At 51.7% G+C, this 26240-nt stretch carries 28 protein-coding genes; 15 read left to right on the top strand and 13 right to left on the bottom strand.

Features of this window, described 5'->3' with window-relative positions:
* The 4 genes from FJM65_RS15805 to FJM65_RS15790 form a co-directional block, all read left to right on the top strand.
* A partial coding sequence (locus FJM65_RS15805; RefSeq protein WP_140622516.1) for an ATP-binding protein occupies positions 1-244 on the top strand: 244 nt, incomplete at its 5' end.
* 187 nt (positions 245-431) lie between these two features.
* Entirely contained in the window at positions 432-689 is a 258-nt protein-coding gene (locus FJM65_RS15800) for a hypothetical protein (RefSeq protein ID WP_140622515.1), read from the top strand.
* Positions 690-724: 35 nt separating this feature from the next.
* Positions 725-1171, top strand: coding sequence for an NAD(+)--rifampin ADP-ribosyltransferase (gene arr, locus FJM65_RS15795; RefSeq protein WP_140622514.1), 447 nt, complete (start codon positions 725-727; stop codon positions 1169-1171).
* Between the two features lie 110 nt (positions 1172-1281).
* Positions 1282-3003: an alpha/beta fold hydrolase gene (locus FJM65_RS15790; protein ID WP_140622513.1), complete on the top strand. Its 1722-nt coding sequence runs from the start codon at positions 1282-1284 to the stop codon at positions 3001-3003.
* Positions 3004-3097: 94 nt separating this feature from the next.
* On the opposite strand, the gene FJM65_RS15785 is transcribed toward FJM65_RS15790, so the two are convergent.
* Together FJM65_RS15785 and FJM65_RS15780 are read right to left on the bottom strand one after the other, a co-directional pair.
* The gene (locus FJM65_RS15785) at positions 3098-3796 is read right to left on the bottom strand and encodes a hypothetical protein (RefSeq protein WP_140622512.1); all 699 of its coding nucleotides are present in this window, start codon (positions 3794-3796) and stop codon (positions 3098-3100) included.
* A gap of 54 nt (positions 3797-3850) precedes the next feature.
* Positions 3851-5698 carry a glycoside hydrolase family 3 protein gene (locus tag FJM65_RS15780; protein ID WP_140622511.1) on the bottom strand — a complete coding sequence of 616 codons (1848 nt, stop codon included), beginning with the start codon at positions 5696-5698 and terminating at the stop codon, positions 3851-3853.
* A 162-nt stretch (positions 5699-5860) separates the two neighbouring features.
* Here FJM65_RS15780 and FJM65_RS15775 point away from each other — a divergent pair, with 162 nt between their 5' ends.
* The 5 genes from FJM65_RS15775 (at position 5861) to FJM65_RS15755 (ending at position 9747) form a co-directional block, all read left to right on the top strand.
* Positions 5861-6715, top strand: coding sequence for a rhomboid family intramembrane serine protease (locus FJM65_RS15775; RefSeq protein ID WP_140622510.1), 855 nt, complete (start codon positions 5861-5863; stop codon positions 6713-6715).
* A complete protein-coding gene (locus tag FJM65_RS15770) occupies positions 6678-7472 on the top strand; it encodes a TVP38/TMEM64 family protein (protein ID WP_140622509.1) in 795 nt (264 codons plus the stop codon). The genes FJM65_RS15775 and FJM65_RS15770 overlap by 38 nt, the downstream gene beginning before the upstream one ends.
* Before the next feature lie 259 nt (positions 7473-7731).
* A complete protein-coding gene (locus tag FJM65_RS15765) occupies positions 7732-8205 on the top strand; it encodes an RlpA-like double-psi beta-barrel domain-containing protein (protein ID WP_239022983.1) in 474 nt (157 codons plus the stop codon).
* An 81-nt stretch (positions 8206-8286) separates the two neighbouring features.
* The gene (locus FJM65_RS15760) at positions 8287-9105 is read left to right on the top strand and encodes a potassium channel family protein (RefSeq protein ID WP_140622508.1); all 819 of its coding nucleotides are present in this window, start codon (positions 8287-8289) and stop codon (positions 9103-9105) included.
* A 78-nt stretch (positions 9106-9183) separates the two neighbouring features.
* Positions 9184-9747 (top strand): HD domain-containing protein, encoded by a 564-nt coding sequence (locus FJM65_RS15755; RefSeq protein WP_140622507.1) that lies wholly within the window; start codon positions 9184-9186, stop codon positions 9745-9747.
* A 136-nt stretch (positions 9748-9883) separates the two neighbouring features.
* Here the strand turns inward: FJM65_RS15755 and FJM65_RS15750 are convergent, their stop codons facing one another.
* Complete coding sequence (locus FJM65_RS15750) at positions 9884-10075, bottom strand: hypothetical protein (protein ID WP_140622506.1); 192 nt, start codon at positions 10073-10075, stop codon at positions 9884-9886.
* Between the two features lie 128 nt (positions 10076-10203).
* Between FJM65_RS15750 and FJM65_RS15745 the strand changes: the two genes are divergently transcribed.
* The gene (locus tag FJM65_RS15745; protein WP_140622505.1) at positions 10204-11130 is read left to right on the top strand and encodes a sterol desaturase family protein; all 927 of its coding nucleotides are present in this window, start codon (positions 10204-10206) and stop codon (positions 11128-11130) included.
* A gap of 14 nt (positions 11131-11144) precedes the next feature.
* Here the strand turns inward: FJM65_RS15745 and FJM65_RS15740 are convergent, their stop codons facing one another.
* The 3 genes from FJM65_RS15740 to FJM65_RS15730 form a co-directional block, all read right to left on the bottom strand.
* The gene (locus FJM65_RS15740) at positions 11145-11573 is read right to left on the bottom strand and encodes a hypothetical protein (protein ID WP_140622504.1); all 429 of its coding nucleotides are present in this window, start codon (positions 11571-11573) and stop codon (positions 11145-11147) included.
* Positions 11574-11779: 206 nt separating this feature from the next.
* Positions 11780-12211: a hypothetical protein gene (locus tag FJM65_RS15735; RefSeq protein ID WP_140622503.1), complete on the bottom strand. Its 432-nt coding sequence runs from the start codon at positions 12209-12211 to the stop codon at positions 11780-11782.
* A 96-nt stretch (positions 12212-12307) separates the two neighbouring features.
* The gene (locus FJM65_RS15730) at positions 12308-13357 is read right to left on the bottom strand and encodes a nucleoid-associated protein (RefSeq protein WP_140622502.1); all 1050 of its coding nucleotides are present in this window, start codon (positions 13355-13357) and stop codon (positions 12308-12310) included.
* 258 nt (positions 13358-13615) lie between these two features.
* Here FJM65_RS15730 and FJM65_RS15725 point away from each other — a divergent pair, with 258 nt between their 5' ends.
* Entirely contained in the window at positions 13616-14344 is a 729-nt protein-coding gene (locus tag FJM65_RS15725) for a porin family protein (RefSeq protein ID WP_140622501.1), read from the top strand.
* A 154-nt stretch (positions 14345-14498) separates the two neighbouring features.
* On the opposite strand, the gene FJM65_RS15720 is transcribed toward FJM65_RS15725, so the two are convergent.
* Positions 14499-15140 (bottom strand): hypothetical protein, encoded by a 642-nt coding sequence (locus tag FJM65_RS15720; protein ID WP_140622500.1) that lies wholly within the window; start codon positions 15138-15140, stop codon positions 14499-14501.
* Positions 15141-15388: 248 nt separating this feature from the next.
* On the opposite strand from FJM65_RS15720, the gene FJM65_RS15715 reads away from it, so the two are divergent.
* The gene (locus FJM65_RS15715) at positions 15389-16396 is read left to right on the top strand and encodes an alpha/beta fold hydrolase (RefSeq protein ID WP_140622499.1); all 1008 of its coding nucleotides are present in this window, start codon (positions 15389-15391) and stop codon (positions 16394-16396) included.
* Here the strand turns inward: FJM65_RS15715 and FJM65_RS15710 are convergent.
* Positions 16393-16614 carry a hypothetical protein gene (locus FJM65_RS15710; protein WP_140622498.1) on the bottom strand — a complete coding sequence of 74 codons (222 nt, stop codon included), beginning with the start codon at positions 16612-16614 and terminating at the stop codon, positions 16393-16395. The genes FJM65_RS15715 and FJM65_RS15710 overlap by 4 nt on opposite strands.
* A gap of 257 nt (positions 16615-16871) precedes the next feature.
* Here FJM65_RS15710 and FJM65_RS15705 point away from each other — a divergent pair, with 257 nt between their 5' ends.
* On the top strand, positions 16872-17246 hold the full coding sequence (locus tag FJM65_RS15705) for a hypothetical protein (RefSeq protein WP_140622497.1): 375 nt from the start codon (positions 16872-16874) through the stop codon (positions 17244-17246).
* A gap of 135 nt (positions 17247-17381) precedes the next feature.
* On the opposite strand, the gene FJM65_RS15700 is transcribed toward FJM65_RS15705, so the two are convergent.
* The 3 genes from FJM65_RS15700 to FJM65_RS15690 all read right to left on the bottom strand — a co-directional run bounded on the left by FJM65_RS15700 (position 17382) and on the right by FJM65_RS15690 (position 21812).
* Positions 17382-17759 (bottom strand): hypothetical protein, encoded by a 378-nt coding sequence (locus FJM65_RS15700; RefSeq protein WP_140622496.1) that lies wholly within the window; start codon positions 17757-17759, stop codon positions 17382-17384.
* 296 nt (positions 17760-18055) lie between these two features.
* Positions 18056-18463 carry a response regulator gene (locus FJM65_RS15695; RefSeq protein WP_140622495.1) on the bottom strand — a complete coding sequence of 136 codons (408 nt, stop codon included), beginning with the start codon at positions 18461-18463 and terminating at the stop codon, positions 18056-18058.
* Between the two features lie 4 nt (positions 18464-18467).
* Positions 18468-21812, bottom strand: a complete 3345-nt coding sequence (locus tag FJM65_RS15690) for a PAS domain S-box protein (RefSeq protein ID WP_140622494.1) — start codon at positions 21810-21812, stop codon at positions 18468-18470.
* Positions 21813-22156: 344 nt separating this feature from the next.
* Here FJM65_RS15690 and FJM65_RS15685 point away from each other — a divergent pair, with 344 nt between their 5' ends.
* Both FJM65_RS15685 and FJM65_RS15680 read left to right on the top strand, forming a co-directional pair.
* On the top strand, positions 22157-24391 hold the full coding sequence (locus FJM65_RS15685) for a heavy metal translocating P-type ATPase (RefSeq protein WP_239022982.1): 2235 nt from the start codon (positions 22157-22159) through the stop codon (positions 24389-24391).
* A 37-nt stretch (positions 24392-24428) separates the two neighbouring features.
* Positions 24429-24638 (top strand): heavy-metal-associated domain-containing protein, encoded by a 210-nt coding sequence (locus FJM65_RS15680; RefSeq protein WP_140622493.1) that lies wholly within the window; start codon positions 24429-24431, stop codon positions 24636-24638.
* A 26-nt stretch (positions 24639-24664) separates the two neighbouring features.
* Here FJM65_RS15680 and FJM65_RS15675 read toward each other — a convergent pair whose 3' ends face one another.
* Both FJM65_RS15675 and FJM65_RS15670 read right to left on the bottom strand, forming a co-directional pair.
* Positions 24665-25072 carry a transmembrane 220 family protein gene (locus tag FJM65_RS15675; RefSeq protein WP_140622492.1) on the bottom strand — a complete coding sequence of 136 codons (408 nt, stop codon included), beginning with the start codon at positions 25070-25072 and terminating at the stop codon, positions 24665-24667.
* A 137-nt stretch (positions 25073-25209) separates the two neighbouring features.
* Positions 25210-26235 (bottom strand): PorP/SprF family type IX secretion system membrane protein, encoded by a 1026-nt coding sequence (locus tag FJM65_RS15670; protein ID WP_140622491.1) that lies wholly within the window; start codon positions 26233-26235, stop codon positions 25210-25212.
* Between the last annotated feature and the right edge of the window lie 5 nt (positions 26236-26240).

Below are 26240 nucleotides of genomic sequence, written 5' to 3'. Positions count from 1 at the left end.
CAGCGTGAAGACAAGCAAAGAGGGGGAGTGGTTTGTGCTGGAGGTCAGGGACAACGGCCTGGGCATGAGCGAGCGTTGCCAGGAGCAGCTTTTTACGATGTTCAAGCGCTTCCACGACCATGTTGATGGTTCGGGCATCGGCCTTTACATCATCAAAAAAATCGTAGATAATGCCGCAGGCCGCGTAGAGGTGTGCTCCAAAGAAGGCGAGGGCACGGAGTTCCGGGTGTACCTCAAGGCTTAAAATGCTTCCTCCCTGCCAAATCAACCGAAACGAGCCGCTAAGCGGCTTTTGCAGACTTACTTCCTACAGCCTAGGCAGGTGCAGCACCCCCTATATACTAGCATGGCCCGCAGCACGTACTTAATTTTATTGGGCACTGTTAAAAGCCTATATCCTGTAGCTCCATTGCTGGAAAGACAAGGCAGGTATGAAACCAGAAAATCATGTACATGCAGCCAGGGAGATGCTTCTTACCTATAAATTGGGAGATGTGAAAGAAAGCTTGCCAGGTACTGTTGGGAAATCTATAGGCCAAGACAAATACCTTCGGTTGTTTAGCCAGCGGGGGCCATTTACGGCGCCATCTGTTTGTCTCTCGCGAGCAAAAGCGAGTGCTTTTACTAAAAAAAGCACTTGTGCCTTTTACCTGATCGTGCAAATAAATGTATGTTTACGTTTATCTTAAGGGTTAGCGGGCATATTTAAGTATAGACTTCGGCAATGGAACAGGGCAAAGGCAAACCAACATCAAAGACACATGGGGCGACACCTTTCGCTCAAACCTATTTCCACGGAACAAAGGCTGATTTAAAAGTTGGCGACCTAATTGGGGTTGGCTTCAACTCGAACTATGGCCAAAGGAAAAACGCGAAGTACATTTTTTTGAGCGCTACGTTGGATGCTGCCATTTGGGGCGCCGAGCTGGCATTTGGAGAAGGACGTGAAAGAATTTATTTAGTGGAGCCAACGGGCCCCATTGAAGATGACCCTGACTTGACAGATAAAAAATTTCCAGGTAACCCGTCCATGTCATACCGTTCTACCCACCCGTTTCGGGTTGTAGGAGAAGTGACGCTTTGGCAAGGCCACCCAACAGAGCAAGTTAAGACAATGAAAGAGCACCTTCTACGGCTTAAAGAGCAAGGCATTAGTTCGCTCAATGAATAAGCTGTGATTTTACCGCGCCATAAGTTGATGTATACTTTGGCTAGCGGTGTCATCTTTCAACATCGGCCAATCAAAGAATCATACTCTCCCAAATAACCACCCAACCACCTATGAAAGCGTTACGTCTGCTCCTGCACCTGTTCCTGTTGCTCCTGTATACTTCCGCTGCCTCTCAGAGCCTGTTTTTGGAAGGCGAGGTTGTGGACATAAATCAGAACCAGCCGGTACCATACGCCACGGTTGGCATCAAAGGTAAAAGCCTGGGCACGGTTGCCGATGAAAACGGACGCTTCCGCTTTGCTGTTCCCGCTACTGCTGTTTCTGATGAGGAGCAGGTGATCATATCCTGCGTTGGCTATAATAGTACAGAGATTTCCGTCGCAGCCTTGCAGCAGGGGCGCCAGCGGGTGCGCCTGGCTCCGGCCCAGGTTAGCCTGAAGGAGGTAACGATAAAGGCCCGCAAAATCAAGACGAAAACCTTTGGCAGGAGGGGAAGCTCGACGTTGATGGCGGCCAACATGTTTACCGAAAGCAATCTTATATCTGACGAACTCGCAAAAGAACAGGGTACGCTTATACAGCTGGACGAGGAGGTGCTCCTGAGGAATTTTAACATGCATGTGGCGTTCAACAGGTTCAAGTATGTCAGGTTCCGCCTAAATATATACAGTGTAAGCGACGGGCTGCCTGACCGGTCCCTTCTGAAAGAAGATATTGTGTTCGACGTGACGGAGCCCAAAGGATGGGTGAAGGTGGACCTGAGCAAGTACCATATTTTCCTGGAAGGGCAGGATAAGGTGGCCGTTACCATTCAATGGCTGAAAAGTGAGGCGGTAGATGGCAATAGCACATCTTTTGGAGTTTCTGCCGTGCCGGTTCCTACGCATGCCATACTTTTCCGCAACAAGAGCCAGGACAAATGGAAAGAAGTTAGCCCCGGCTACCTTAGCTTTTACCTTACAGCCGACTCCTACAGGGGCAGAAATAAGAGTATAGCAACAGAGACAAACCCTGAAGAAGTATACGCGCTACCTGACAGCCTGAAATACCTGAGCTTCCTGTCTATGGAGGCGCCTGTAACCCTGACGGACAAGTATAGTTTTGGGGACAGCCTGCAGGTTGGGCATTTTGTGCAGGTCAATGGCGCAAGGCTATACTACGAAACCTACGGCCAGGGGGAGCCTCTCCTGCTGCTCCACGGCAACGGGCAGTCTATTTCCGCTTTTTCCCGGCAGATCGAAGCGCTTTCAAAAAAGTTCAGCGTGATTGCCATTGATACGCGCGCCCACGGGAAGAGCCGCGACGATGTGACGCAGGAACTGACCTATGATTTGTTTGCTTTGGACATGAAGCAACTGCTGGACTCTTTGCACCTGAAAGAGGTAAACATACTTGGATGGAGTGACGGCGGTAACACAGCTTTGATAATGGCTCTCCACTATCCTGCCTATGTGAAAAGGATCGCTGTAATGGGGGCCAATCTTTTCCCCGACGAGACCGCTGTAGAAAGTGGGCTTCTGGCGCTGTTTAACAGGCAGCTTGAGGCCTTGGAGGGGAAGGAGGATGAGCAGTCGCTGAACCAAGCGAGGCGCCTGCGGTTGCTGCTGCACGAGCCTAACATGACCTTTGCTGAGCTAAGAGCCCTTAAAGTTCCAGCGCTGGTGATGGCAGGCGAACAGGACGTGGTGCTGGAAATGCATACTAAGGCTATAGCCGAGCATATCCAAGGGGCAACGCTGAAGATTTTCAAAGGTGCTTCTCATTACGCGCCGCAAGAAGTACCGGCAGCGTTTAACCGGGCAGCCCTCGACTTCTTTGCTCCTGTAAACTAGTTGCCTTGCTACCTGTCTAAAGTATAAAATTCCTTAAAGCCCAGCCAATTGAGGCCTACATACTTGCTGCCGGATTGTATACTGTTATACTTCGCTACTCCTCCACATCCCGGAACATATCCTGGGTATCGGCAGCACCTTCCAAGGTTAAGTATTCTGCCTGCAAAGTACGGATTTTGAGGTTGTCGGCGGTGCTTACCTGCCCTTCCACCTGGCGGCGGCGCTGGTTTAGCTGCCCGTATACATGGTCCACATAATCCCAGTCGTTCTGCGACCAGCTTTTGCGCTTGGTGCGCACCGTGCCCATAAAAGTTAAGTATGCCTCGCGCAGCTGGTTGGCCTGAAGCTCTTCAATGTCGGCATACTCCCGCAGCAGCTGCTCTTGCCATTGCGTTACTTTATCTGCGCTAAGCGGCTCTTGCATGCGGCGCTCCTGGCGGTCTTCCCAATTGCGGTACCGCTCCTGCAGTTGCCTATACTCTTCCTTGGATTGCGCCGAAAGGCTGTCGAACTTACTTTCCAGCTGCGCGTTGCGCCGCCGAAGCTCTTCTTTTACCTCGGGCCACTCCCGCCGGATGGCGGTGTCGCCTTTTTCAGCCTGCTTGTTCAGCCATCCCCTGAACTCCTCCAGTTCCTCCTCCGCCGTTTGCCCCGATTGCACCACGCTGGCTGTGTCTTCGTCAGAGGTTATCACTGTGGTGTCTTCTACCTCACGGCGTCCGTCGCAGCTATAGAGGGCAGAGGCCAGGCAAAGTATAAAAACCAGCTTGTAATGGCGTAGGGGCTTTTTCATCGGTGTGCGTTCATGTTTTGCTACCTCATACGCAACACAGCCAATCAGGATGCTTTAGCGCTCTGCAATAAAGGATTTGTTCAGCCGGATGCCGTCGCCGTAGCCAAAGTGCTTGTTCACAGTAACCGCCAGCCGGCCACGGGTGGGTACTTTGCCAAAGATAGCCTCGGCAGCCGCCGCCTGTGCATGAAAGTACCCTTGGTAGGCCAACAGCAGGGCGCGGCTCTCTTCAATATCCGGGAGCTGGTTTAAAGTATAGGCATTGTTAAACAGGGTGATGACAGACTTATTAGACCGGGCCAGCTGCTGCACCAGTTTAGCGGCGTCTTTGGAGTAACCAAGGTGGTTTGATGGGCGAATGGAGGGGCCGTACAGTGCCACGAGCACCACATCATACTTTTTCAGCTTTTTCCAGAGCTTCTTGGTTTCCTTGGCGTCTGCTTTGCGCGAAATATAGTAGTCGTCTGTCTTGTCCGTTAACTGGTTCACCTGCCGCTGAAAGGCCGTTACCCGGTTTGCCCCGATGGCCAACGTGGCCACGCGCATCCGCGGGGTAAGGCGCAGGGGCAGCATCTTTTTCTTGTTGTTTAGCAAAGTAATGGCGCCCTCCGCAATACGCTTGTTGATCAGGTCGGCGATAGGCGGGTTAAGGTCTTCGTACAGGTTCTCCAGCGCCACGGGTTTATACTTGTCCAGCCCCAGCCACTGCTTGGCTGCCAACACGCGCTTGCAGCGGCGGTCTATCTCCTCCTGCGTCATCTGCCCCTTGTCGATGGCCTTTTTAACAGCGGCGATGGCTTTGGGAACGCTGTTGAGGCGCTCCAGCACATCATTGCCAGCCATCAGCGCGCGCGCCTCAGCTTCTCCGGGTTCGAAATATTTCGTTACGCCCTTCATCACCATGGCATCCGTAAAGATAAGCCCGTTGTAATTGAGCTGCTTTTTCAAAAGGCCGGTTACGATGGGCTTAGAGAGGGTGGAGGGCAGGTTGGTGGTGGAGTCGAGCTGCGGAACGTGCATGTGGGCCACCATCATGCCGCCCAGCCCGTGCCGGACCAGCTCCCGGAAAGGGTACAGCTCCAGCGAGTCGAGGCGCTGGCGGCTAAACGGGATAACGGGCAGGTCGTAGTGCGAGTCCACATCAGTATCGCCATGGCCCGGAAAGTGCTTGGCCACGGCCATAATGCCCCCATCCTGCATGCCCCGCATATAAGCCATACTTTTAGTGGCCACATCATACTTGTTCTCGCCAAACGAGCGGTAACTGATCACGGGGTTGTCGGGGTTGTTGTTCACGTCGGCCACCGGCGCGAAGTTAATGTGCATGCCCAGCCGCTTAAACTCCTGCGCCACTTCCTCGCCCAGGCGGTAAATGAGGGTGTCCTCGGCCAGGGCGCCCAGCATTTGCTGCGAAGGGTACTCCACGGCAGAGTCCAGGCGCATGCCCACGCCGTTTTCGGCGTCCATAGAAATCCAGAGCGGCACCTTAGAGGCAGCCTGGTACCTGTTGGTGAGCTTTGCCTGGCGCACCGGCCCTCCCTGAAAGAAGATGATTCCCCCTACTTTATATTCTTTTATCAGCCGCATCACGTCTGCCTCATACTTGGGGCCTTTGTTCGAGAATGCCTCAATTACGATAAGCTGCGCGATGCGCTCCTCAGGCGTAAGGGTGTTAAAAACCGAGTCTACCCAATAAGAGGAAGTGTCCTCCAGGGCCGCCAGCAAGGACGATGGCCGGTTATAAGGCTCATGCTCCACGGGAAAGAACAGGTTCTGCTGGTCTGCATAGCTCTGCCGCTGCGCATCGGATCCTTCGCAGGAAAGTAGCAGCGCAGACAGCAAAGGGAGAAGCCATATCCAAGTATGGGACAGGAATTTACGCGTATGTTGGCACTTCAGCATGATATCTTGTTAACGCACCTTTTTAAACTTTCTTGCCCTGGCAGGTGCCGTCCGGAGCAGGACCTGTAGCGGTACTTTACGTTTAAAAGCACAGATTAGGTAAAGGCTTCTGCGCCGGATTCTGTTCATTTGCCTTATCTTTAAGATAAACGCTACCAATTTATGCCAACTACCCGGAGAAGAGACTATACTGCCGCCTTGCCAGAAAACGCGCCGCATTTTGGCTACAGCTTTTTACCTGGGCTGCTATTTGTGGCCCTGATGTGGCTGGTGAGCCTGCTGAGCTACCTTACCGGTGCCGACCTGGCTTTTCTGGGAATCAGGCCACGTACCTTCCTGGGCTTGATCGGGGTGTTTCTGGGGCCGCTTATTCATGGCGATTTGCTGCACCTGCTTTCCAATACGTTCCCGCTGCTGCTTTTATCAGGATTTATACTTTACATGCACCGGCGCGTGGCTTCCAAAGTAATCGTGCTGGTATACCTGCTCAGTGGCCTGCTTACCTGGGTTGTAGGGCGGCAGGCGTACCATATTGGCGCTAGCGGGGTGGTCTACGGGCTGGCAGGCTTTCTGCTGTTTAATGGGTTTCTGCGGCAGCACCGCGGGGCTATGGCAGTGTCGCTGGCGATACTTTTTCTGTACAGCGGGCTGTTCTACGGTCTTTTTCCGGGAGAGGAACGGGTGTCGTGGGAGGGGCATGTGGCGGGCCTGGTAAGCGGCCTGGTGGCTGCCATTGCCTACGGCGAAGGCAAACCGGAGCCAACAGGAACCCAGCCGCTGGCGCCGGATGTGGTGCAGCGGCACATGAGCAGCACCATTGGGCCGCACTATCAGCACATGTTTGTTTCTTATACAGTTGGGCCAGAGCCGCAGGGGCAACTTTATACTTATACGTTTAATGCCAATGCGATTTCTGTTATAACGCCAACCAAAGGCAATGGCGCCACGTCTAAAGACAAACGAAAGGCAAGCACCACGTATGAGCGAGAAACAGAAAGACGTAAAAAAACACCATGAACGTGTAAAGGCCGGCCAGCGGCACCAGGAACCTGAGCCGTCAAAAGAGCAGCATCACACCCAAGAGGCCGACACTGACGACAAGCAAAGCAAGTGGCCGCTGCTGATCACCGCTATACTTATAGGCTGCCTGATAGGTTCCTACTTTTTATTTCCCGGGTTTCAGCAAGGAGTGGATAAAGGTTGGGACGTGCTCACGAGCGGGGAGGAAAAGCGCATCTCGGAGTGGGTGAGCCAGTTTGGTTTTTGGGGACCGTTCTTTATCGTGCTGGCCATGATCGCCCAGATGTTCCTGCTGGTCATTAATGTGGTGGCCCTGATGCTGGTGGCGATTATTGCTTACGGCCCTGTGTGGGGCTCGGTGATTGCGGTAGGAGCCGTTTTGGTGGCCTCTACCCTTGGCTACTGGATCGGGCGTAGCGTAGGGCAGGCCGGGGTCCGGAAGCTGATAGGCAAGAAATCGGAGCAAAAAGTGTCCGGCTTTATGGACGATTACGGCATCTGGGCCATCATTATCGCGCGCCTGTCTCCGTTTCTCTCCAACGATGCGGTAAGTTTTGTGGCAGGGCTGGCCGGGATGGGCTTTATAAGGTTCATTGGTGCCACGCTGGCCGGTATTGTGCCGCTTACAGTGTTGCTTGCCTGGCTGGGCGAGAACAACGAGCGGCTCAAAAACGGCCTTATCTGGGTGTCTGCCATTAGCTTAGCCTTGTTCATCGGCTACATCATCTATAAAAAGTATGTACGTGCAAAGTAAGATGTTGATGGTAAGGCTGTTACATGGGTAGAAGAGAGCTTTTGATAGCCTAGCAAAAGTTTAAACATTATTGATATGATATAATAAATTGTTGAAAAATTATAAGTATAAATCAGTCCTGAAAATTTGCTTTTTTACTAGCGCTGGCACAACATAGCATAACCAATCGGAGAAACTGTCGTTTAAGCGGGTTATTGTTTAGAAAATCGATGTTTCACGAAATGGACTGCTTATGTTTAGGATTAAAGTACTCGCAGCAGTGTTCTATGTAGTCATAGCACTGGCAGAGGAGATATCCTTTTTTACAGCTGAATCCCCCGCGCCGAAAGTCGAAGAAGCGCCACTTAGTTGGCCTCCAGAAGAAGAAACCGAACCACTGCCGGCGGCAGAACTCCCACAAACCCTGACTGTTTCTGCCTCCATTTACCATCCAGAGCCAGGCCAGACCGACAGCACCCCCTTCATCACTGCCGACGGCTCCCGCATCAACAAAAGAGACCCCAAAATACACCGATGGATTGCCGTATCGCGCGACCTGCACAGCAGGTGGGGCGGCGAGATGGAATTTGGCGACTCGCTATGGATCACCGGCATCTCCGATGAATTGGATGGCGTGTATGTGGTGCGGGACATTATGAACAAGCGCATGCACAGGCAAATCGACATTCTCGTAGGGAAAAGAGACCCGATCATGGGCCGCTGGGATAATGTGCAGATTGCCAAGTTAGATTAGGCCCGGCAAACGAACCAAGGCCTTGCCCGTACCCTATGCAGGAGGCGCTGCAGTTTGTGCAGCGCCCAAACCTGATAAAAAATGGGTAAGAAAAACGTACGTGCAGGCGCCGAAAAGCGCTTACTGGTTAGAGAACGCTATGAATTGCTGAACAGGCTGCAGGATGCCTTGGAACTGCCGATGGTTATCCTAGGCTTTTTCTGGCTTGTGCTGCTGCTGGTAGAGCTAATTTGGTCGCTGAACTCGGTGCTGCAGATCATCAGCAACATCATCTGGGGGCTGTTTGTCTTAGACTTTCTGATTAAGTTTATACTTGCGCCACACAAAACAACTTACCTTCGGCGCAACGTGCTCACGACTATATCCCTGGCGGTGCCGGCCTTGCGGCTGTTCCGCATCACGAGGGCTTTCCGGCTGATCGGTACGGTGCGGGCGGCGCGTGGGCTGCGGCTGGTAAAGGTGGTGGCCTCCATTAACAGGGGCATGCGCAGCCTGGGCAAAACCATGCAGCGCCGCGCTTTTGGCTATGTGCTGGCCCTTACCCTGATGGTGATAGTGGGAGGAGCAGGCGGCATGTATGCCCTGGAAAGCGATAACGGCCTGAACACCTATGGCGATGCCCTTTGGTGGACGGTGATGCTGCTAACCTCCATCGGCAGCGACTACTTTCCGGTAACGCCCGAAGGGCGCATCCTGTGCCTTTTGCTGGCCATTTACGGCTTTGCGGTGTTTGGGTACTTTACCGCTACAGTAGCCAGCTTCTTTATAGATACCGACGCCGGCAGCGGCAAAACCGAAGTGGCGGGAGCAAGGCAAATAGAGCAGCTGCAGCACGAACTGAAAATGCTGCGAGCCGAGCTGCAGACCCTGGTGCAGCAGCAACGCAAACCCGAGGAATAGCATCCTACAAGTATAAACCACGCTTTGGCGACTGCAGGATTATCGTTATTTTAGGCATCTAAACCAATTGCTCAAGAGATGATAACATACCAGGAGGCCCAAGACACACTGCGCAGCATGACCAAAAGCGAAAGCCTGCTGCGCCATGCCCGCACCGTAGAGTTGGTAATGCGTGTCTATGCCGCCAAATTAGGCGAAGATGAAGCGCAGTGGGGGATAACCGGACTGCTGCACGATGCCGACTACGAGGCGCACCCGGACCAGCACCCAAACGTGATCGTGAACATGCTGCGCGAGCGGGGCGAGGAGGAGATCGCGCACGCCATATCGGCACACTACACAAAATGGGGCGTACCCTATAACAGCTTGCTGGACAAGGCCCTGCTAGCCTGCGATGAAGTGACTGGCTTTGTAGTTGCCTGTGCGCAGGTGCGGCCAACAAGGCTGCAGGGGCTGGAGGCTAAGTCGGTGCTGAAGAAGCTGGGGCAAAAGAGCTTTGCAGCCTCCGTGGACAGGGAAGAAGTAAAACTGGGAGCAGAAAAGTTTGGCGTAGACCTGAAAGAGCACATCAGCTTTATTATTACTGTGCTGCAGCAGCACCAGGAGGAATTGCAACTGCAGCCGGTGGAAGCACAGGCTTAAGAAGCAAGTATAAACCCATTTGTTAGAGTGGCAGCTACTGGCAACGTGGCTGCCGCTTTGCTTTAGGGGCTACAGGACAGTCAAAAATTATCAGCTAAAAAAGCAGCGGTAAGTAAATTTCTGATGCTTTTACCGGCTACAAAGTATAATCCTGCAGAATCTCGAAGCCCTCTTTGTCATCGCAGGCTTCTACCACCTCGTTTATCACGAACTGGATTTCCTGCTCCGTCCAGTTATCTTTTTCGGCGGCTTTCACAAACACCTCCAGGGCGGCAAAGCGGGAGCCCTGCTGCGGAATGGCAACTTTCACTTTCTTTCGGATGCGCATAGTATGGTTTTTAGCCAAAGGTACGAATCCTGCGCCAATTCCTGCCTGCAGCTGCATTTTTTGCCGCCAGGCGCATGAACCCTTTACGCCCTAGGCCGTTGAAGTAGGCTATACCGGATTGTTCTGATATGGAGAAAGAGATTTACGCATTTGATGAGCTGAAGCGCCTAGATGAACTGACTATTATGCACTACGCCATCCCGGTTATCGTGCTGTCGGTGGTGGGGGAGTGGCTGTATGGTATCTACAAAAGGCGCGAAACCTATCATAAAACAGAATTTGTCTCGGCGCTGTCCATCGGCGCAGTCAACACGCTTATCGGCGGCGCGCTTAAAGTATGGCTTTTCGGCCTGGCTCTGGTAATCTACAACGCTGTGCCCTGGGCTATTCCGCGCGGGTGGTGGACCTTTGTGATCTGTTTTGTGGCCATTGACTTTTGCCGCTACTGGGCACACCGGGTGGCGCATGAGCAGCGGTTTTGGTGGGCCACCCACGTGACGCATCATTCCTCGGAGCGCATGAACTTCTCGGTTTCGTTCCGCACCGGCTGGACACAGCACATCAAGTTCATCTTTTTCACGCCGGTCCCATTTCTGGGCATCGACCCGTTTACCTTTTTTATCTGCCATCAGGTGGCGGTGCTGTACCAGTTTTTTGTGCACACAGAGCTGGTGCGCAAGCTGCCTAAGCCCATTGAGTATATTTTCGTGACGCCCTCGCACCACCGCGTGCACCACGGCTCCAACCCCGGCTATATCGATAAAAACTATGGCTCCACGTTCATTATCTGGGACAGGATGTTTGGCACCTTTGAGCCGGAGCGGGAGCAGGTAAAGTATGGCCTCACCAAGCCTGTCACCTCCTTTAATCCGGTATACTTGGTTTTCCATGAGTGGATGGATATTTGGCAGGACATGAAGCACGCTAAATCGTGGAGGGAGCGCTTTCTTATACTTTACAAGCCGCCGGGAGCCGTTGTAACGGAGCAGCAGCGGCAGGAGCTAAAGGAGCCTGCCCGGCAGGTGAAGGGTGTGCTGACGGATGCAGCAGGATAAGTAAAGAGGAAATGTTATACTTCGTCAAAAAGCCACAGCAAGGCGCTTTCCTCGTCCATAAACGACTGAAATTGAACCTTGCCTGTTTTGTTCAGCTTTTGCTTTATTTGATTGGAGTTAAACTCTAACATAGAGTTGGGGTGCTCTATGCGTGCCCACTTCAGGACTGTAGATGCTTCTACTTTCGGAATGATGTTGGTGCATAGCCAATGATTGTCCTGCGCATTAAGATGGTGAAGAGCCCGCGCCTGCCCCATCACATATTTAATCTTATAGGTATGAACCAGGTTGAGCATGAGCATGAAGTTCTGCCGGATTTGCTCGCTCTCCAAATGCTTTTTGCAGTAAAACGAAAACAGCGACCTCGTCACGTTGATCTTCATGGTGCAGAGCTCATCGTCTTTCACTAAAATAACCTTTTCCTCTGTCTGTACCTTTGTCATGCCTCAAATTTATACTACAAGCATAATTGTGTAAATGCCAGTTATATAGTGGCTTATATTAAAGTGAGATAGAAAAGTTGGCGAAATACGGTGTAGGATTTCGAACGTATTTGAAAAGGTGATGAACGGAAGAGAAAAGCGGGTGAAGGATGGCCTATAAACAAGAAAGCATGGTACTATGACCATGCTTTCATTTTATGATGCCTTTAATAACTGTTTTGGTAGGCTGCGTTCTGTTGCCTGGCTGCTGGGTTACTTTGCATCTGGCTCGGCACGCCCATTTTCTCTTCCCGCCGCTGCTGGTACTGCTGAAACTGCAGCGGCGTGAGCACGTCCTTGAGTTGTGAGAGCCGTGTCTGGCTGATCACGTCCATCTGGTGCACCAGCTTTTTGGGGTTGTTTTTATACTTTGTCTTGGCCTCTTCGGCTTGTTGTAGGCCAGCTAGGTTAATGGCGTATACTTTCTGCGTTTGCTGAGGCGATAGGCGCAGGTTTTTGGCAAAGCCAGCGGTAATGGCCTCGGCACGCTGCTCCAGGCTTGGCTGAGCCTGAGCTGCCTTGGCTTGCGGCTGTGGGGCTTGTGCAAACGCAGCCGGGGCGGCCAGAGCAAGTGCGACGGCAAAAACAATCTTCTTCATATAGTCAGTAATTAAAATCCTTCGGCAATAGAAGGCAATTTTCATTCCGGTTTTAACAAGGTAAGCAAAACAGTTTTGGGCTGCCTATAGTTTCGGTCAGCTCTCGTTGTAGAAGTATACTTTGTAAAAGTGCATGCCGCGCTCCTTGTCAAAGCCACGCTCCACGTACTGCTCGCTCTGCTCGGGGTTATAGCCGCTGAACTTAATCTCGATCTGCGTGTCCAGCTTAATAAAGTTGCGGAACTTGCGTTTCATGTTGCGCACCGTGTTCTTGTTAATGGCAAAATCGGTGAAGCCCTCTATGTCGCGCTCCTCGGCAAAGGTATGGCTATACTCTTTAAATCGCTCCTTAGTCTCCGGCTCGTCTATCACGCTGCTGGTAAACTCCTCCAGGTCAAATGTCTCGCTCTTAGAGAAGTAGTCCACGGAGCGGCTGATAAAGTCCACCTGCGCCTTTTTGCTCTCGGTGCGGGCGTACACTTCCTCCGAGAAGTCCTTGCACAGGTTCATAACGGTTTTTGTGTTGTAGTTCGTGTCCTTCAGCTCGGTCACGTTCAGGAAGTTCTCTTTCCAGAAAACAGCGTCGTAGCTGTTGGCATCCACTAACTTTACCCGGAAGCCATCCTCGGCCTGTGAGTTAAAGATCATGCAGCCTTTGTCCACGCCTTTCAGGTTCACGCCGAAGTGGTAGTCTACGTTCAGGTCATCGGCCTCATCCTGAAAGGTCAGGAAGGTATCCTTGTTTTCCGACTTAAAGATGCCGATGGCCTCCACTATTTCATCTTCCATCAGGCAGCCCTCAAAGTGCGCCACGTACAGCTCGCCGCTCTTCACCTTGGGGTGGTCCGACTGCTCGTAGAGGTGGTTGAGAATGTGCACCGAGTATTCCAGCAGGTTTTGGGGTTCGGAGAAGATCAGGGCCGAGTAGGCGAACATCTCGTTCAGGGCCAGGTCCGAAGTATGGGTAAAGCGGAAGAACTCCTCCTGCTTAAACGGCGACAGGAAATAGTTTACCAGCAGGTCGTACAGCTGCTCGTCGTGCAGGTCCACCAGTTCCTTGCTGGCCATCACACCCTCTTCCTTTGCTTTATTACCTACCCGGTGCACGGCCAGTTGCTTCAGGCGCACCTGCGATCTGTCTTTCATCTCTTTCTCGGCTTCAGTTAAAGGGGCAAAGCTAAGCAATTACAGGCTTTTACCTGCTCCCGCGCCTTTCTTTTTATACTTGTTGATGCACAAAGTGCAGAGATATTAAAATTTTATTTTTTTGATTAATAATTAGTTATGAAAGATGTGATGCAGTTTGCTGTAAAAAAGTTCCCCTTTTGGCACGGTTCTTTCATTCAACCGGATTGAGCAGGCCAGCTTAACGGAAAAGAATGAAGAAACTTAACTACTACTACCATGAAAAGGATTTTTTTACTTATAGCTGTAGCTATAGGGCTGGCCGCCGCGAGCGCTGAGGCCCAGCAGCAACCTGTTCGATATAACAAGCAACCGTATAATTACAACAACAATACCCCTGGTCAGCTGCGTTTCGGCATCAGGGCCGGCGTCAACTTCTCTGACTGGGACGGCGAAACGATGCAGAGCGTGCAGGACCTGGTGGACATGGCGGATGGCTATGCCACCCAGGAAATGCGCACCGGCTTCCATGCGGGGGGCTATGTAACCATACCGGTGACGCCAGGTTTTGAGATTGAGCCGGGCCTGCAGTACTCTCAGAAAGGCATGGTGCTGCGTGGCAAACTCCCGGTAGAAGAGGTAGACTTCCTGAATGCCAACGTTACCCTCACGAATAAATCAGAGTACCTGGACTTGCCTGTGCTGGCCAAAGTATACGTAGGCGAAGGCTTCCATTTCTTTGCAGGGCCGCAGGTGTCTTACCTGTTGTCTAACAAGGTGTCGGCCGAGGCAGGAGCGCTGGGCTTTAAGGCCCTTAACCAGGAGTGGGACATGAAAAGCGGCTTCAGCGAGTTTGACGCAGCCGTGACAGGAGGTGTGGGCTACAAGTTTGCCAACGGCTTCAACATCAGCGCCGGCTACGACTATGGCCTCAACCCCATCGACAGCAAAGGCAATTTTGAGACTTACAACCGCGTTATAAAGGCCTCAGTGGGCCTTACATTCTAAAGTTTAGTGTTTGGTGATTTACTCAAGGCCCACCGCAACTGCGATGGGCTTTTGTTTTACAGCTAGCTTTATGCAGTCTTCTAAAAGACTTATAAAAAAGTCCCGCCGCTACGTATAGCGGCGGGACTTTTTTATAAGTTAACTTATGCTCTGCTTAAGACTTCTTGTAAGGGAATTTCTTAGAGGAATTTCTCATCAGCGCGTTGGATAGCGCCTGACGGCTGCTGAACACACTGCCTGAGGCCTCATAGTCATACTTCCACATTAGGTCGCCGGCTTCTGCCTCGTGCACGGTGATAGTGGTAGTCACAGAGTTGGTGGGCCCCCAGGCGCCCACCAGTAGGCCCACCGCCACGGCAGCACCATCAGACATAGGTTTGGACATTGTGGCATTACCGGAAACAATCGCGTCTACGCCCAGTACCTGGCATAGCTTCTCTTTGGAGGTGGTGCGAAGGTCCTCATACGTCAGGCCAGCCTCATTCAAGAGTGCATTGGTCTTGTTCACATCCTGAAACTTAACAGTGTACTTGTCCTTGCTCATCTGGCGCAGGAAATAGCCGTATACGTCTTCTTGCATCCCATACCCATAGTCACGCTGCTGCTCGACCATCATCTCTGCCGTAACGCCCTTTGGAAACCTTCTGGCCTCGATGATTACGTCAAAAGGCAGAATGGCCAGTACTTTGTGGTTTTGCTTTACCTGATCAAAGGAGGCAGCCTGGTAAATCTGAGGGCCACAGCTGTGCAGGGCAAGGCTAAGGCAAAGGAACACTAAAAGGTAAAATTTTCTCATGGCTAAAAGTTTGTTTAAAATAAGTTGATAACTAAATGTTGTGAAAGAAAGGTTAAATATAGAAAAGTAGCTATATACATAGCGAATGTTGTTGTGACACAGCTTAAAAAATGTTGTATTGTGCGACTTATAGCAGAAGCTACCATAGTTTCTACAATGTTAAAGTAAGTAGAAAGCTCCCGACCTCTCTTGAACAAACCCTGCCTAAGCTTATGAAGTAAGTAAAGTGAGGCTTTAAATGTAAGACTATGAAAAAGAATTGTTTGCTGCTGGTCAGCCTTTTCCTGTTGGTATGGCAAGTGCAGGCACAGCAGGTGCCTGACACACTGAGTGCTACTTTGGAGGGGTACGAATATCCTTTTGAGGTACTGTACTTTAATGTGGAGCTGGAGGGGCGGCAATATAAAATGGCATACATGGACGTGCCCCCGGCAAAAGAAGTGCCGCAAGCTCCGACGGTGCTGCTGTTACACGGCAAAAACTTTTTTGGGGCCTACTGGCGCCAAACCATTGCCTATCTGGCTGAGAATGGCTATCGTGTTGTGGTGCCAGACCAGATCGGGTTCGGAAAATCAGACAAGCCTGAGATCAATTATACTTTCCATCAGCTGGCGCAGAACACCCGGGAGCTGTTGAAGCGCCTGGGGGTGGAGAAAGTCGCGGTGGTGGGCCACTCTATGGGCGGCATGCTGGCCACACGCTTTGCCCTTATGTATCCGGATATCACGTCAAAGCTCGTATTGGAAAACCCGATCGGGTTGGAGGACTACCGCCGGATCGTGCCTTTTAAAAGTATGCAGGAGCTGTACGAGGCGGAGCTGAAGCAAACAGCGGCAGCAATTAAAAGGTATCACCAGACCTACTACACCTCCTGGGCACCTCCTTATGATGAGTGGGTGCAGGTGCCTGCCGCCCAGATAAACCACCCGGAATACCCAAAGGTGGCCAAAATTTCAGCCCTAACCTATAGTATGATCTACCAGCAACCTGTGGTGTATGAGTTTACAGATGTGCGAGTGCCTACCTTGCTTGTTATAGGGCAGGAGGACCGTACGATTGTTGGCAAAGGGTTCATAGAAGACAAGCAGATGCTGCAGCAGTATGGCCAGTACCCGCAGCTAGGCAAACGCACGGCCCGTGCTATACCCGGCGCTAAGCTGGTAGAGTTGCAAAAGGTGGGGCACATACCACATCTGGAGGCGACAGAGCGCTTCCACAAGGAGCTGCTCCAGTTCCTGAAAAAGGAGCAAGATTAATGGTGATGGTCGTGCTCGTCTGGCTTGCTGTTGAAGTTGGCGATGGTGCCGAGCGTGAAGAAAACCAGCCAGCAGACGTAGAGGGCGTTGAAGTTCTCCACCGTTTTGCCAAGAAAGATCAGGATCAGGTTTGCCACCAGCGTCATTACCAGGCCGGTGGTAGCCACAAACTGGTAGGAGTTCATCTCCCGCGGGTCATATATTTTAGATAGCTTCATGCAGGGCTTTGGTTAGGTTTATTGGCTAACACTTTAAATGCAGGAGAGGTGCCATCTGCCCTGCTTTTGGCAAAGATAAGACAACAGCCCATACTTGCTGCCACTCAAACAGAGCTACCTGTTCCTGTTTTATACTTGTTCAACAGGCGGTCTGTTATAAAACTTGTCGAGTTGAATTTTTATGTTAAGTATGGACAGGGCTTAAACTACAGCCTCCCTACAGCGTATACCTCAGGGTAACCAAACATACCATCGAGATGAATAACAGAGAAGAAGATAAGAAAAAAGAAGCGCCTGACAAGGAAAATAACATAAACAGCGAGTATAACGAGCGTGTAGGAATGGGTAACCACCCAGACCCGACTGCTAAGCGAAACATAGGGCCCGAAGGCTATACCGAAAGACCCGGGCAGAAAGACAAGCTAAAAAACCTGCACATAGGGGGAGACGAAACTACCGGTTACGGAGCCAATGACCCGAAGAGCAAGGAGGCCACAGCGCAGGGCCCCGGTTTTGAGTTTGAGGGCAGCGACACAGGCATGGACGATGACGTGGCGGGTATCCGGAGGGGAGACCAGCCGCTGGGCAAGGACAAAAAGAAGCCAGACGATGCCGACTATGGCCGCAGGTAAAGGCGGCTGAGTTCCATAAAAAGAGCGGGGAGCCCAAATGGGCTCCCCGCTCTTTTTATGGAAGGATCCTTTCGATGAAGGCCGACAGGTGTGTTGGCCTTCATCATCCCGGTGTTTCCTAAAGTGTAAGTGCTATTATTCTGCCCCAAGAGAGGCAAACCGTACGCCCGCTGGCTGCGCTTTTTTGTAGTTCGCGTAAGCCTGCAGTTGGTTCGGGTTCAGGAAGGCCGTAATCTTTTCATCGTAGTTGCGGGCAATCTCCTCTAGCTTCTGGTTCAGCATATCGTGGTTGTCAGCGTAGCTGTTTACCGCCTCTTCCGTCAGGCGCATGCGCTCTTTGTTGATCTCTTTTAACTTGATATAGCCGAGCTCATTGAGGCGAAGCTCCTGCGCCATGTTACGGGTGATCTGGGTGCATTTCTGCTCGGATTCGCGGCTAAGCATGTGGCCGGACTGGGCAAACGCTGATGTGCTTATAAACAGGATGCTAACGAATAGTAAAAGATTTTTCATGAGGTTTAAATGCTGTGGGTAAAACAAATATCTGATAAAGTGAAGCTTCTATATAGCTATATAGTGCCCCTTTGTTTTAGCATTACGCACCTCTCAAGGATAGGTTGTAAATATTCTGTTTATAAATAGTTTTAGTTTATATTTAGTGTAAATTTAAAATAAGAATATTTATATCTCAATATATTTGATTTTTTAAATCTATAATCTGCCATACGAGTGCGACAGGCAATAAGATTAGGCAAAAATTAAAAAAGCCACCCATTACTGAGTGGCTGAAGCAGGTAAGTATGTTATGCTTAAAGCACGTAATCTTCCCGGATATAATGCAGGATTTCGGGCGAGAGCGGCTTTGAGAAAAAGTCCTTTACTTCGCTGTGCTGCTTGGCGCAGATAATGTCTTCTCTGTCCACGGCTGAAGAGAGCATAAACAGGCAGCACTTTCTTGTCACCTCCTCCGGCAGTTCCCGGTACTCCTCCAGGAATCTCCAGCCATCCATGCCCGGCATGTTGATGTCAAGAAAAATGAGATCAGGAAATTCTGCAGGGGCTTCCTGGGCTGTTGCTTTCAGGTTTTGGAGCGCTTGCTCTGCCCACTCATAACACACAACCGTCTCAGCAAAATTCTCGCTTTTGATTATCGTTTCACAAACAAAGTTATTAATCTGATCGTCGTCAATCAGAACTACTTTTCGTAATGTGTGCATTTTGCTAACTCTCTTTAGATTTGAGGCAGATATTGAATGTAGTGCCTACATCTACCTCACTTTCTACATCTATTCTTCCCCCTAACAGCTCTACCTGGGTCTTTACCAGGTGTAACCCAAGTCCCCGGCCGTCTATATGATGATGGAAGCGTTTGTAAAGCCCAAATAATTTGTCTTTATCTTTTGCAAGATTGATGCCTAAGCCATTATCAGAAATTTTGATGCAAATATAATCCTTTTGTGTAGAAGTCTTTACAAAAATGTGCGGCTTCCGTTCGGGCGAGCGATATTTAAGAGCATTTGTGAGAAGGTTTAACAAAATACTGTGAATATAGCTCCTCAGCGATACTATAACCGGCGCCTCACTGAAATCATACTCTATCACAGCGCGCTCCTGCTCCACCCTAATGGAGACAGCCCGTAGGATCTCTGAGAACAAGTCATTGAATACCACACGCTCAAAGGTGTCCAATATTTGCCCCCGCACCGTCAGGATGTCGTTGAGGTCGCGGATGACGCGGTCCAGGTGCTGCGCCGACTTGGTGAGGTTGTTGATGATGTGCCTATTGGTGGCTACCTCCGGCTGCTCTTGGTTATACACCGAGGTAAGGCCGATAATGTTGGCGATTGGCGCGCGCAGGTTGTGCGACACGATGTAGGCAAACTGTTGCAGGTTTTTGTTCTGTACCTGTAGCTGCTCTGTCAGTACAAAGCGCTTTGCCTCTGTACGTTTACGTTCTGTTATATCGGCTGCCGAGCTGTCTATCCGCACTACTTTCCCGTACTCGTCCAGCTTCGGGGACATGCGCAGGGTAAGCCATTTGAGCTGGTTATCACGGGAGATAATGCGTAGCTCATGCTGAATACGCTCGCCGGCCAGCACCTCCTGCTGCAGCCGCTCATTTAAAGTAGGCAGGTCGTCTGGGTGTATGATAGAAGGCCAAAAGTTAGTCGTGGTAAACTCTTTCTCAGAATAACCGGTAATCTCCAGGCACTGCTTGCTTACGTAGTTGATCTGGAACTTGGGGTCTGAAGAGAAGATCACTTCCGGGATGTTCTCCAGCGTGGATTGGTAACGGTCGCGAGCTTCGGTGATCAGAATTTCCCTTTGCTTCTGCTCCGTAACATCCTGCGTCGTAGCCATTACGCGTGTCACCCGGCCTTCATCATTTACTAAAGGCTCCATAACATGGTGCAGGTATTTCTCCTCCCCATTCGGCAGGCAAATGCGGTGCCCGGCCGAAACATTGTTCTTTGTTTCGATAGCACGCCCAAAATCCGCCAGTATCCTGTCTTTATCATCAGGGTGAAAAAAGGCAGCGATGCTATTGAAGGTAGGTATAAAGGTTTGTGGAGACAGGCCGTAAATACTATACATGTTATCCGAGATAGTCAACTCGTCCTTCACGAGGTCATACTCCCAACTGCCCATCTTCGCCAGGTTCTGGGCGCGGCTAAGCTTCAGCTCACTGTCTTTAATGGCCGCTACGGTACGCCGTTGCTCCGAAATATCATGTATGTTGAGGGCAACCGCAATGGTTTCCTGGTCTGAAGTGAGCACAGGGCGAAAAGACACCTCAAACCAGAGCGCTCCGCAGCCGGTCTCAAACAGCGTGGTCTCTCCCTCTAAGGCACGGGCATGGCTCTCCAGAACTATACTTCTATGGTCTTCGGCAGTATAGCGCAGGATGCTTTGCCCAACCTCCAGGTTGTGTAGCGTTTGTTTCTTTACCTCATCGGCCGCTACAGCATTAAACATGGCAATGTTCAGGTCCTTATCCAGCAGGTATATGGCTTGCGGGGAGCTGTCCAGGAGGGCGCGCAGGTTTGCCTCGCTGGCTATCAGCTTGGCCTGTGCCTCTTTTTGGTCCGTGATGTCGATAAACGTGCCGCTGTAAACAAATATGCCGTTCTGCCGGGAAGAGGGGAGGGCATGGCCCCTGATCCAACCCCAGTTCTGCAGCGCCTTGTTCCAGATGCGCAAATCCTGCTCCCAAGGCAAGAAACGGGCTGTCGCAGCTTTAATGCTATTCTTCACGTTTTCCTGGTCCTGCGGGTGGACGGCTTTAAACAGCACTTCTGCGTTTTGGTATACTTCCTCCGGAGTTACGCCGAACAATTCTACCACACCGTCGCTTATAAACGGGAAAGTAAACCTGTCGAGACCCTCCACCTGAAACCTGTACACGGCACCCGGAATGCTGGAGCTAACCTCGCGCAGCTGTTTCTCGCTTTTCTCCAGGCGCTCCACAAACCCTTCGCGCTCCTGCACATTTTCAGCGATCACCAGCCGCGGGAGTTGGCCGTTACGCTCCGGCAAGTCCTGAGACCGAATCATCGCCTTAAAAGTAGAGCCGTCCTTGCGCATGTGCAGTGCCGACAGGGTTCTCGAGATATCGGGCATGTAGGATGGGTGCTGCAGCATGTCTTTGAGGCGCTGGTGCTCCTGGGGCGGCCTTAAGTCAAGCACCGTCAAGTTTAGAAACTCTTCGCGGGTATAGCCATACTCCTTCAGGGCAGCCAGATTTACTTCCAATATCTTCAGGGAGCGCTGCTCATACTCATACATAGGTATGGGGTTGAAGTTGAACAGCCGCTTAAAGTGCTGCTCGGTAAGCTCTAAAGCCTCTTGCAGTGCCTCCCGCTCCTGCATCTCCTTATTTAGCCGCTGGTTTTCCTGCTGCAGGCGCCTGGTGATGCGGTGGAAGGAAAAAGAGGCTAGAAAAATAAAAGGCACAATAAGCAGCAGAAGCAGGAGGTAATCATCTACCAAGCTGCTAAACAACGGGAAAAAGCTACTGTTAAACTGACGGGCAGAGACGATCAGCTTGTTGTTCAGGCTGATGAGGTTGGTTTGGTTCTGTATGTAAAATGGCGCCAGGCGCGAAGTAGTATAAGCAATGGCGTCGGCTTGCCGCTGGTTGTTGGACAATTGCAGCAGGTGCTCGATGTGCTGGCGGTAGCTTTCCAGGTCCGCATTTATCACGTGCAGGCTTTGCAGCAGCTCAGGCTCCTTTAGTAGTTGGTGCAGGTCTTTGATGTTGGCCTCGCTCTCCCGGTGCAGTTTTGCCAGCTCCTGCCGCACACTGTCTTTGTGATGCTCATCTTCGGTCAGGATGTGCTCCCGCAGCAGGTTCCGGGTAAGCTCCTTGTTTTCGAGCAGGTTGTTTACTAACTCCAGGCGCTTGTAAGTGCCCCGCGCGTTGGTACCATACGCTTGCTGCATCTCCTGCGTCTGAACAAAAAAGAAAGAAACAACGAGAAGTATAGCAAGCAGCATGCTTACAAAGGACATGCCTATGTACTTGATGATACGCTCATACCCGTTCTCAGTCTCCTTTGTGTTCATAGCATAAGTAGTAGGGCAGCAACTGCAAAGGGCAATGCTACACCGTAGCGTTAAGAGGATGCACTATTATTTTATTACAATATTGTGTTATCTTCTTTCAGCACATAAAAATATAGAAACACACCATAACAACAAGAGGAAGCGTTAAATTCATTTATTATTTAAGGTTTTTCCACAGGAAGTATCATATTCTATACTATAATCCGAGAGCAGTTGCTGGTTTAAGTGCAAGTTTTGGCAAAGTGCCGTGTTACCGCCTGTAAAACATGTAATCCTTATCCGGAATTTTGTAATACCCAGCCAGGGGTGAGGGCGTATCTTTGTAAAAGATAAAACGATGAAAAATGGCAACTGTAAAAGACATAAAACTGACAAAGGCGTCCTACCCGGTTGAGGGGATGACCTGCGCCTCCTGCGCCAACAGCATCCAAAGTATGCTTAACACGCGCGAGGGGGTGGCTGAGGCCAACGTTAACTTTGCCGGCAAAACCCTGCAGGTGGCTTTTAACGAGAAGGAAGTGACACCAGCCCAACTGCGTGAGACGGTGCAGGAGATCGGCTTTGATATATTGATTGAGGAGACCACGCAGGAGGAACTGGAGGAGCGGCAGGCAAATGCACTGGCGCAGCTAAGGCGAAAAACTATTTTTGCAGGTGCGCTGGCCTTGCCGGTATTTGTGCTGGGCATGTTCTTCCACGATACCTTTGCCTGGGGCAACTGGGCCATGCTCATACTTACGGCCCCTATACTACTATGGGCGGGCCAGCGCTTCTTTGTGGGTGCCTGGGCGCAGGCCAGGCACGGCCGCGCCAACATGGATACCCTGGTAGCGCTCAGCACGGGCATCGCCTTTGTCTTCAGCGTGTTCAACACGGTTTACCCGGAGTTTTTCCTGCAGAGAGGGCTGATGCCGCACGTGTACTTTGAAGCGGTGGCGGTCATCATTGCGTTTATACTTTTGGGCAAGTACTTGGAGGAAGGCGCCAAAGACCGCAGTTCCTCGGCCATTAAAAAGCTGATGGGCCTGCAGCCGAAAACCGTTCGGGTGCTGCGCAGCGGCACTGAAATGGAGCTGAAGATAGAGGAAGTGCAGCTAGGCGACAGGGTTGTGCTGCTGCCCGGCGAGCGCGTGCCGATAGACGGGCAGGTGGCTGCCGGTACCACCTATGTAGATGAAAGTATGCTAAGCGGGGAGCCGCTACCGGTGCAGAAGCAGCAGGGCGATACGGTGTTTGCCGGTACAATCAACCAAAAGGGCAGCGTGCAGATCATCGCGCAGAAAACCGGTGGCGAAACCATGCTGGCGCACATCATTAAAATGGTGCAGGAGGCGCAGGGCAGCAAAGCACCTGTGCAGAAGCTAGTGGATAAGATTGCGGGCATCTTTGTGCCGGTGGTGCTGGTGATCGCTGTGCTGACTTTTGCCGCCTGGCTGGTGTTTGGCGGGCAGGCTTACCTGACGGAGGCGCTGCTCTCCACCATATCGGTGCTGGTGATTGCCTGCCCTTGCGCCCTTGGCCTGGCCACGCCAACGGCCATTATGGTGGGCGTGGGCCGTGGCGCTGAGAACGGTATTCTGATAAAAGACGCCGAGAGCCTGGAGCATGCGCACAAGGTAAATGCCGTTATACTGGATAAAACAGGCACCATCACCTTAGGCAAACCTTCTGTTACCGATGTGGTGTGGGCGCAGGATGCGGCAGACCAGGCAAAGCTGGAAACGCTGTTCTTTTCCATGGAGGCGCAGTCGGAGCACCCAATTGCGCAGGCCGTTTATACTTTCTACAAAGAGCAGGGTCAGCAGGCCCTGCAACCCGATACTTTTAACAGCTTAACAGGCTTAGGCATTGAGGCTGCGTTTGATGGCACACGGTACCTGGCCGGCAACGAGAAGCTGTTGCGCCAGCAAGGGGTGGAGCTGCCGGAGCATTTGCTGCAGGCGGCGCGGCAGCTGCAGGAAGACGCCAAAACAGCCATCTTCTTCGCCAACCCGGAGCAGGCGCTGGCCGTGTTTGCCGTAAGCGACCCCATTAAACCAGCTGCCGCCGAAGGCATAAAAGCCCTGCACGAGGCCGGTCTGGACGTATACATGCTTACCGGGGACAACGCACAGACGGCCGCTGCCGTAGCCCGGCAAGTAGGCGTGGAGCATTATCAGGCAGAGTTGATGCCGACCGACAAGGCTGATTTTGTAAAGAGACTGCAGGCCGAAGGCAAAGTAGTAGCCATGGTGGGCGACGGCATAAACGACGCGCAGGCGCTTGCCACCGCCGACGTAAGTATAGCCATGGGCCAGGGCACTGATATAGCCATGGAAGTGGCGGGGATTACGCTCATGCGCTCCGACCTGACGCAGGTGGCCAAAGCTGTGAAGCTGTCGCGGGCCACGGTAAGCACCATCCATCAGAACCTGTTCTGGGCCTTTTTCTACAACGTGATCTGTATACCGTTGGCGGCGGGAGTGCTGTTCCCGTTCACAGGCTTTCTCTTAAACCCGATGATTGCCGGTGGCGCCATGGCCCTGAGCTCAGTGTCTGTCGTAACAAACAGCCTGCGACTGCGCTCTAAGAAATTGTAAAGTGTAATTAATATGTTAAATAAGTAAATTGAGAAGTATGAAAACCTATAAATTCAAGACCAACATTAATTGCGGAAACTGTGTAAGAGCCGTAACACCTCACCTAAACAAGCTGGAAGGCGTGCAGGAGTGGAAGGTGGATACCGATAACCCGGAAAAGGTGCTGGAGGTAAAAGCTGACGCAGCTGATGCTGAAACGATCAGAGAAACTGTGAAAAAAGCAGGTTTCGAGGCCGAGCAGCTGTAAAGCTATTTGTAAATAATTTTATGGGGCTAGTGGGACTTTAACCCGCTGGCCCATTTTGCTCTTTGCAGTGCCTGCTCCCGCATTGTACGGTATAGGGCAAATCGCTCGTAAAGTGCAAAGCCGGCAAACACAAGCGCGCATAAAAACAGCCCCAGCGACTCACGGGCTTCCTCTATGTTTTTAATGTCGCCGCCGCCAATGCTTACCCCTTCAAAATGCTCCGGCCACATGTAGATGCCGCCTACCGCATAGAGCATCGCCGCCGACCACAGCATGTTAGGTGCCACCTTGCCGGCGGCCGTCAGCAAGCAAAGCACAGCGGCAAAACTGTAAATCAGTATCCAAACCAGCGGGTCCGGGTCGTTATACTGCACTACAACAAAAGAAAGGAAGACAAGCCCGAAAGCATTAGCGGAGATTTTCTTGAGTAGCATAGGAGTGGGGTTTATACTTTGCCATACTGCACCGGGCGCTCCAAAGTTACAACCTGCCGCCAGGCCATAAAAGAAAAGGACAGCTAAAATAGCTGCCCCGTTTCTGTACTCTCAAACTAAACCATTATTTAATATTATTACCATGCCCACTCGGGGCAAAAGACCTTGCGTGCATTGCGCAGCTTAAAACCTAACACCACCTCATGGCTGCCGGCGTTGGCGTTACCCAAAGGGGATGTGCTGGCGTCGTAAGAGTAGGCCAGGTCGAGCAGGTAATTGATGTTAATGCCTGCCATTGCCGCTACAGATTCTTTGTGTCTGTAAGTCAGGCCTGCCCAAAGCCTGTCGCCATAGATCACCTTCATGGTGCCGTCTATTGAAAGCGGGCTCGGCTGCGCCATCTTGACCATCACTGAGGGCACCAGTGCAATGTAGGGAGCCACGTCTATGCGGTAGCCGCCGGTTACATAGTAGTGCTGCTGCAGCGAGCCATCGTTGTCGGATGGGGTGTTGTCGGGGAGGTACTGGCGTTTGCTGGGCACCAACTGGGCGCCTGCCACCCCCACATAAAAGTTGCGGGAATAAAGCCACAGGCCCGCGCTCAGGTCAAACTTCACCTCATTTACCCGCCCGTCATAGATGGCGGGGTCGTTGGCACTGTTGCCGGCCAGTTTTACACGGGCAGGGTCCAGGCTGTACTGGATGATACCCGGCTGCACCCCAGCCGACACCTGTATGGAGCGTGTGAGCGGCTGATGGTAAGCATAGCTGGCCGATACGCTCCCGCGCTTCAGCGGGCCTGTTCTGGTAGACATGGCCATTAACCCGAAACCATGGTGCGCCCGCGCCTTGCGGTAAATGCTGGAGCCCTTCATGCTGGATTCCTTTGGCAGGCCACCGCTCCTGCGCCCGCGGCTGTAAGCGCTGCCGGGGTTGTTTATCGGCATGTGCAACGTGGCATAGTATGATTGCGGCGCACCCTCCAGGCCCGACCACTGCTGGCGCGTGCCCAGTTTCAGGTCGGCATAATCCTCTATACCCGTAATGGCAGGGTTGGCCAGGTAGTTATTTAACGTATACTGCGTGTACTGCGGGCGCTGCTGTGCAAGGGCGTTGCCGGCAACTAGCAGAATCATCACTCCCAGGGCTAAAAGTTTGTTCATCTGAT

It is taken from the genome of Pontibacter mangrovi (assembly GCF_006385705.1).
GTDB classification, from domain to species: domain Bacteria; phylum Bacteroidota; class Bacteroidia; order Cytophagales; family Hymenobacteraceae; genus Pontibacter; species Pontibacter mangrovi.
The sequence above is the reverse complement of the archived record's forward strand: the minus strand, read 5'-3'. Positions and strand labels throughout refer to the sequence as shown.

Coding starts and splice junctions, on each gene's coding strand:
- FJM65_RS15790 (WP_140622513.1), top strand. CDS start 1,282: ATGAAAGCGTTACGTCTGCTCCTGCACCTGTTCCTGTTGCTCCTGTAT.
- arr (WP_140622514.1), top strand. CDS start 725: ATGGAACAGGGCAAAGGCAAACCAACATCAAAGACACATGGGGCGACA.
- FJM65_RS15710 (WP_140622498.1), bottom strand. CDS start 16,614: ATGAAGCTATCTAAAATATATGACCCGCGGGAGATGAACTCCTACCAG.
- FJM65_RS15670 (WP_140622491.1), bottom strand. CDS start 26,235: ATGAACAAACTTTTAGCCCTGGGAGTGATGATTCTGCTAGTTGCCGGC.
- FJM65_RS15800 (WP_140622515.1), top strand. CDS start 432: ATGAAACCAGAAAATCATGTACATGCAGCCAGGGAGATGCTTCTTACC.
- FJM65_RS15730 (WP_140622502.1), bottom strand. CDS start 13,357: ATGAAAGACAGATCGCAGGTGCGCCTGAAGCAACTGGCCGTGCACCGG.
- FJM65_RS15770 (WP_140622509.1), top strand. CDS start 6,678: ATGAGCGAGAAACAGAAAGACGTAAAAAAACACCATGAACGTGTAAAG.
- FJM65_RS15775 (WP_140622510.1), top strand. CDS start 5,861: ATGCCAACTACCCGGAGAAGAGACTATACTGCCGCCTTGCCAGAAAAC.
- FJM65_RS15755 (WP_140622507.1), top strand. CDS start 9,184: ATGATAACATACCAGGAGGCCCAAGACACACTGCGCAGCATGACCAAA.
- FJM65_RS15785 (WP_140622512.1), bottom strand. CDS start 3,796: ATGAAAAAGCCCCTACGCCATTACAAGCTGGTTTTTATACTTTGCCTG.
- FJM65_RS15740 (WP_140622504.1), bottom strand. CDS start 11,573: ATGACAAAGGTACAGACAGAGGAAAAGGTTATTTTAGTGAAAGACGAT.
- FJM65_RS15705 (WP_140622497.1), top strand. CDS start 16,872: ATGAATAACAGAGAAGAAGATAAGAAAAAAGAAGCGCCTGACAAGGAA.
- FJM65_RS15760 (WP_140622508.1), top strand. CDS start 8,287: ATGGGTAAGAAAAACGTACGTGCAGGCGCCGAAAAGCGCTTACTGGTT.
- FJM65_RS15695 (WP_140622495.1), bottom strand. CDS start 18,463: ATGCACACATTACGAAAAGTAGTTCTGATTGACGACGATCAGATTAAT.
- FJM65_RS15750 (WP_140622506.1), bottom strand. CDS start 10,075: ATGCGCATCCGAAAGAAAGTGAAAGTTGCCATTCCGCAGCAGGGCTCC.
- FJM65_RS15675 (WP_140622492.1), bottom strand. CDS start 25,072: ATGCTACTCAAGAAAATCTCCGCTAATGCTTTCGGGCTTGTCTTCCTT.
- FJM65_RS15720 (WP_140622500.1), bottom strand. CDS start 15,140: ATGAGAAAATTTTACCTTTTAGTGTTCCTTTGCCTTAGCCTTGCCCTG.
- FJM65_RS15685 (WP_239022982.1), top strand. CDS start 22,157: ATGGCAACTGTAAAAGACATAAAACTGACAAAGGCGTCCTACCCGGTT.
- FJM65_RS15700 (WP_140622496.1), bottom strand. CDS start 17,759: ATGAAAAATCTTTTACTATTCGTTAGCATCCTGTTTATAAGCACATCA.
- FJM65_RS15725 (WP_140622501.1), top strand. CDS start 13,616: ATGAAAAGGATTTTTTTACTTATAGCTGTAGCTATAGGGCTGGCCGCC.
- FJM65_RS15780 (WP_140622511.1), bottom strand. CDS start 5,698: ATGCTGAAGTGCCAACATACGCGTAAATTCCTGTCCCATACTTGGATA.
- FJM65_RS15680 (WP_140622493.1), top strand. CDS start 24,429: ATGAAAACCTATAAATTCAAGACCAACATTAATTGCGGAAACTGTGTA.
- FJM65_RS15690 (WP_140622494.1), bottom strand. CDS start 21,812: ATGAACACAAAGGAGACTGAGAACGGGTATGAGCGTATCATCAAGTAC.
- FJM65_RS15735 (WP_140622503.1), bottom strand. CDS start 12,211: ATGAAGAAGATTGTTTTTGCCGTCGCACTTGCTCTGGCCGCCCCGGCT.
- FJM65_RS15745 (WP_140622505.1), top strand. CDS start 10,204: ATGGAGAAAGAGATTTACGCATTTGATGAGCTGAAGCGCCTAGATGAA.
- FJM65_RS15715 (WP_140622499.1), top strand. CDS start 15,389: ATGAAAAAGAATTGTTTGCTGCTGGTCAGCCTTTTCCTGTTGGTATGG.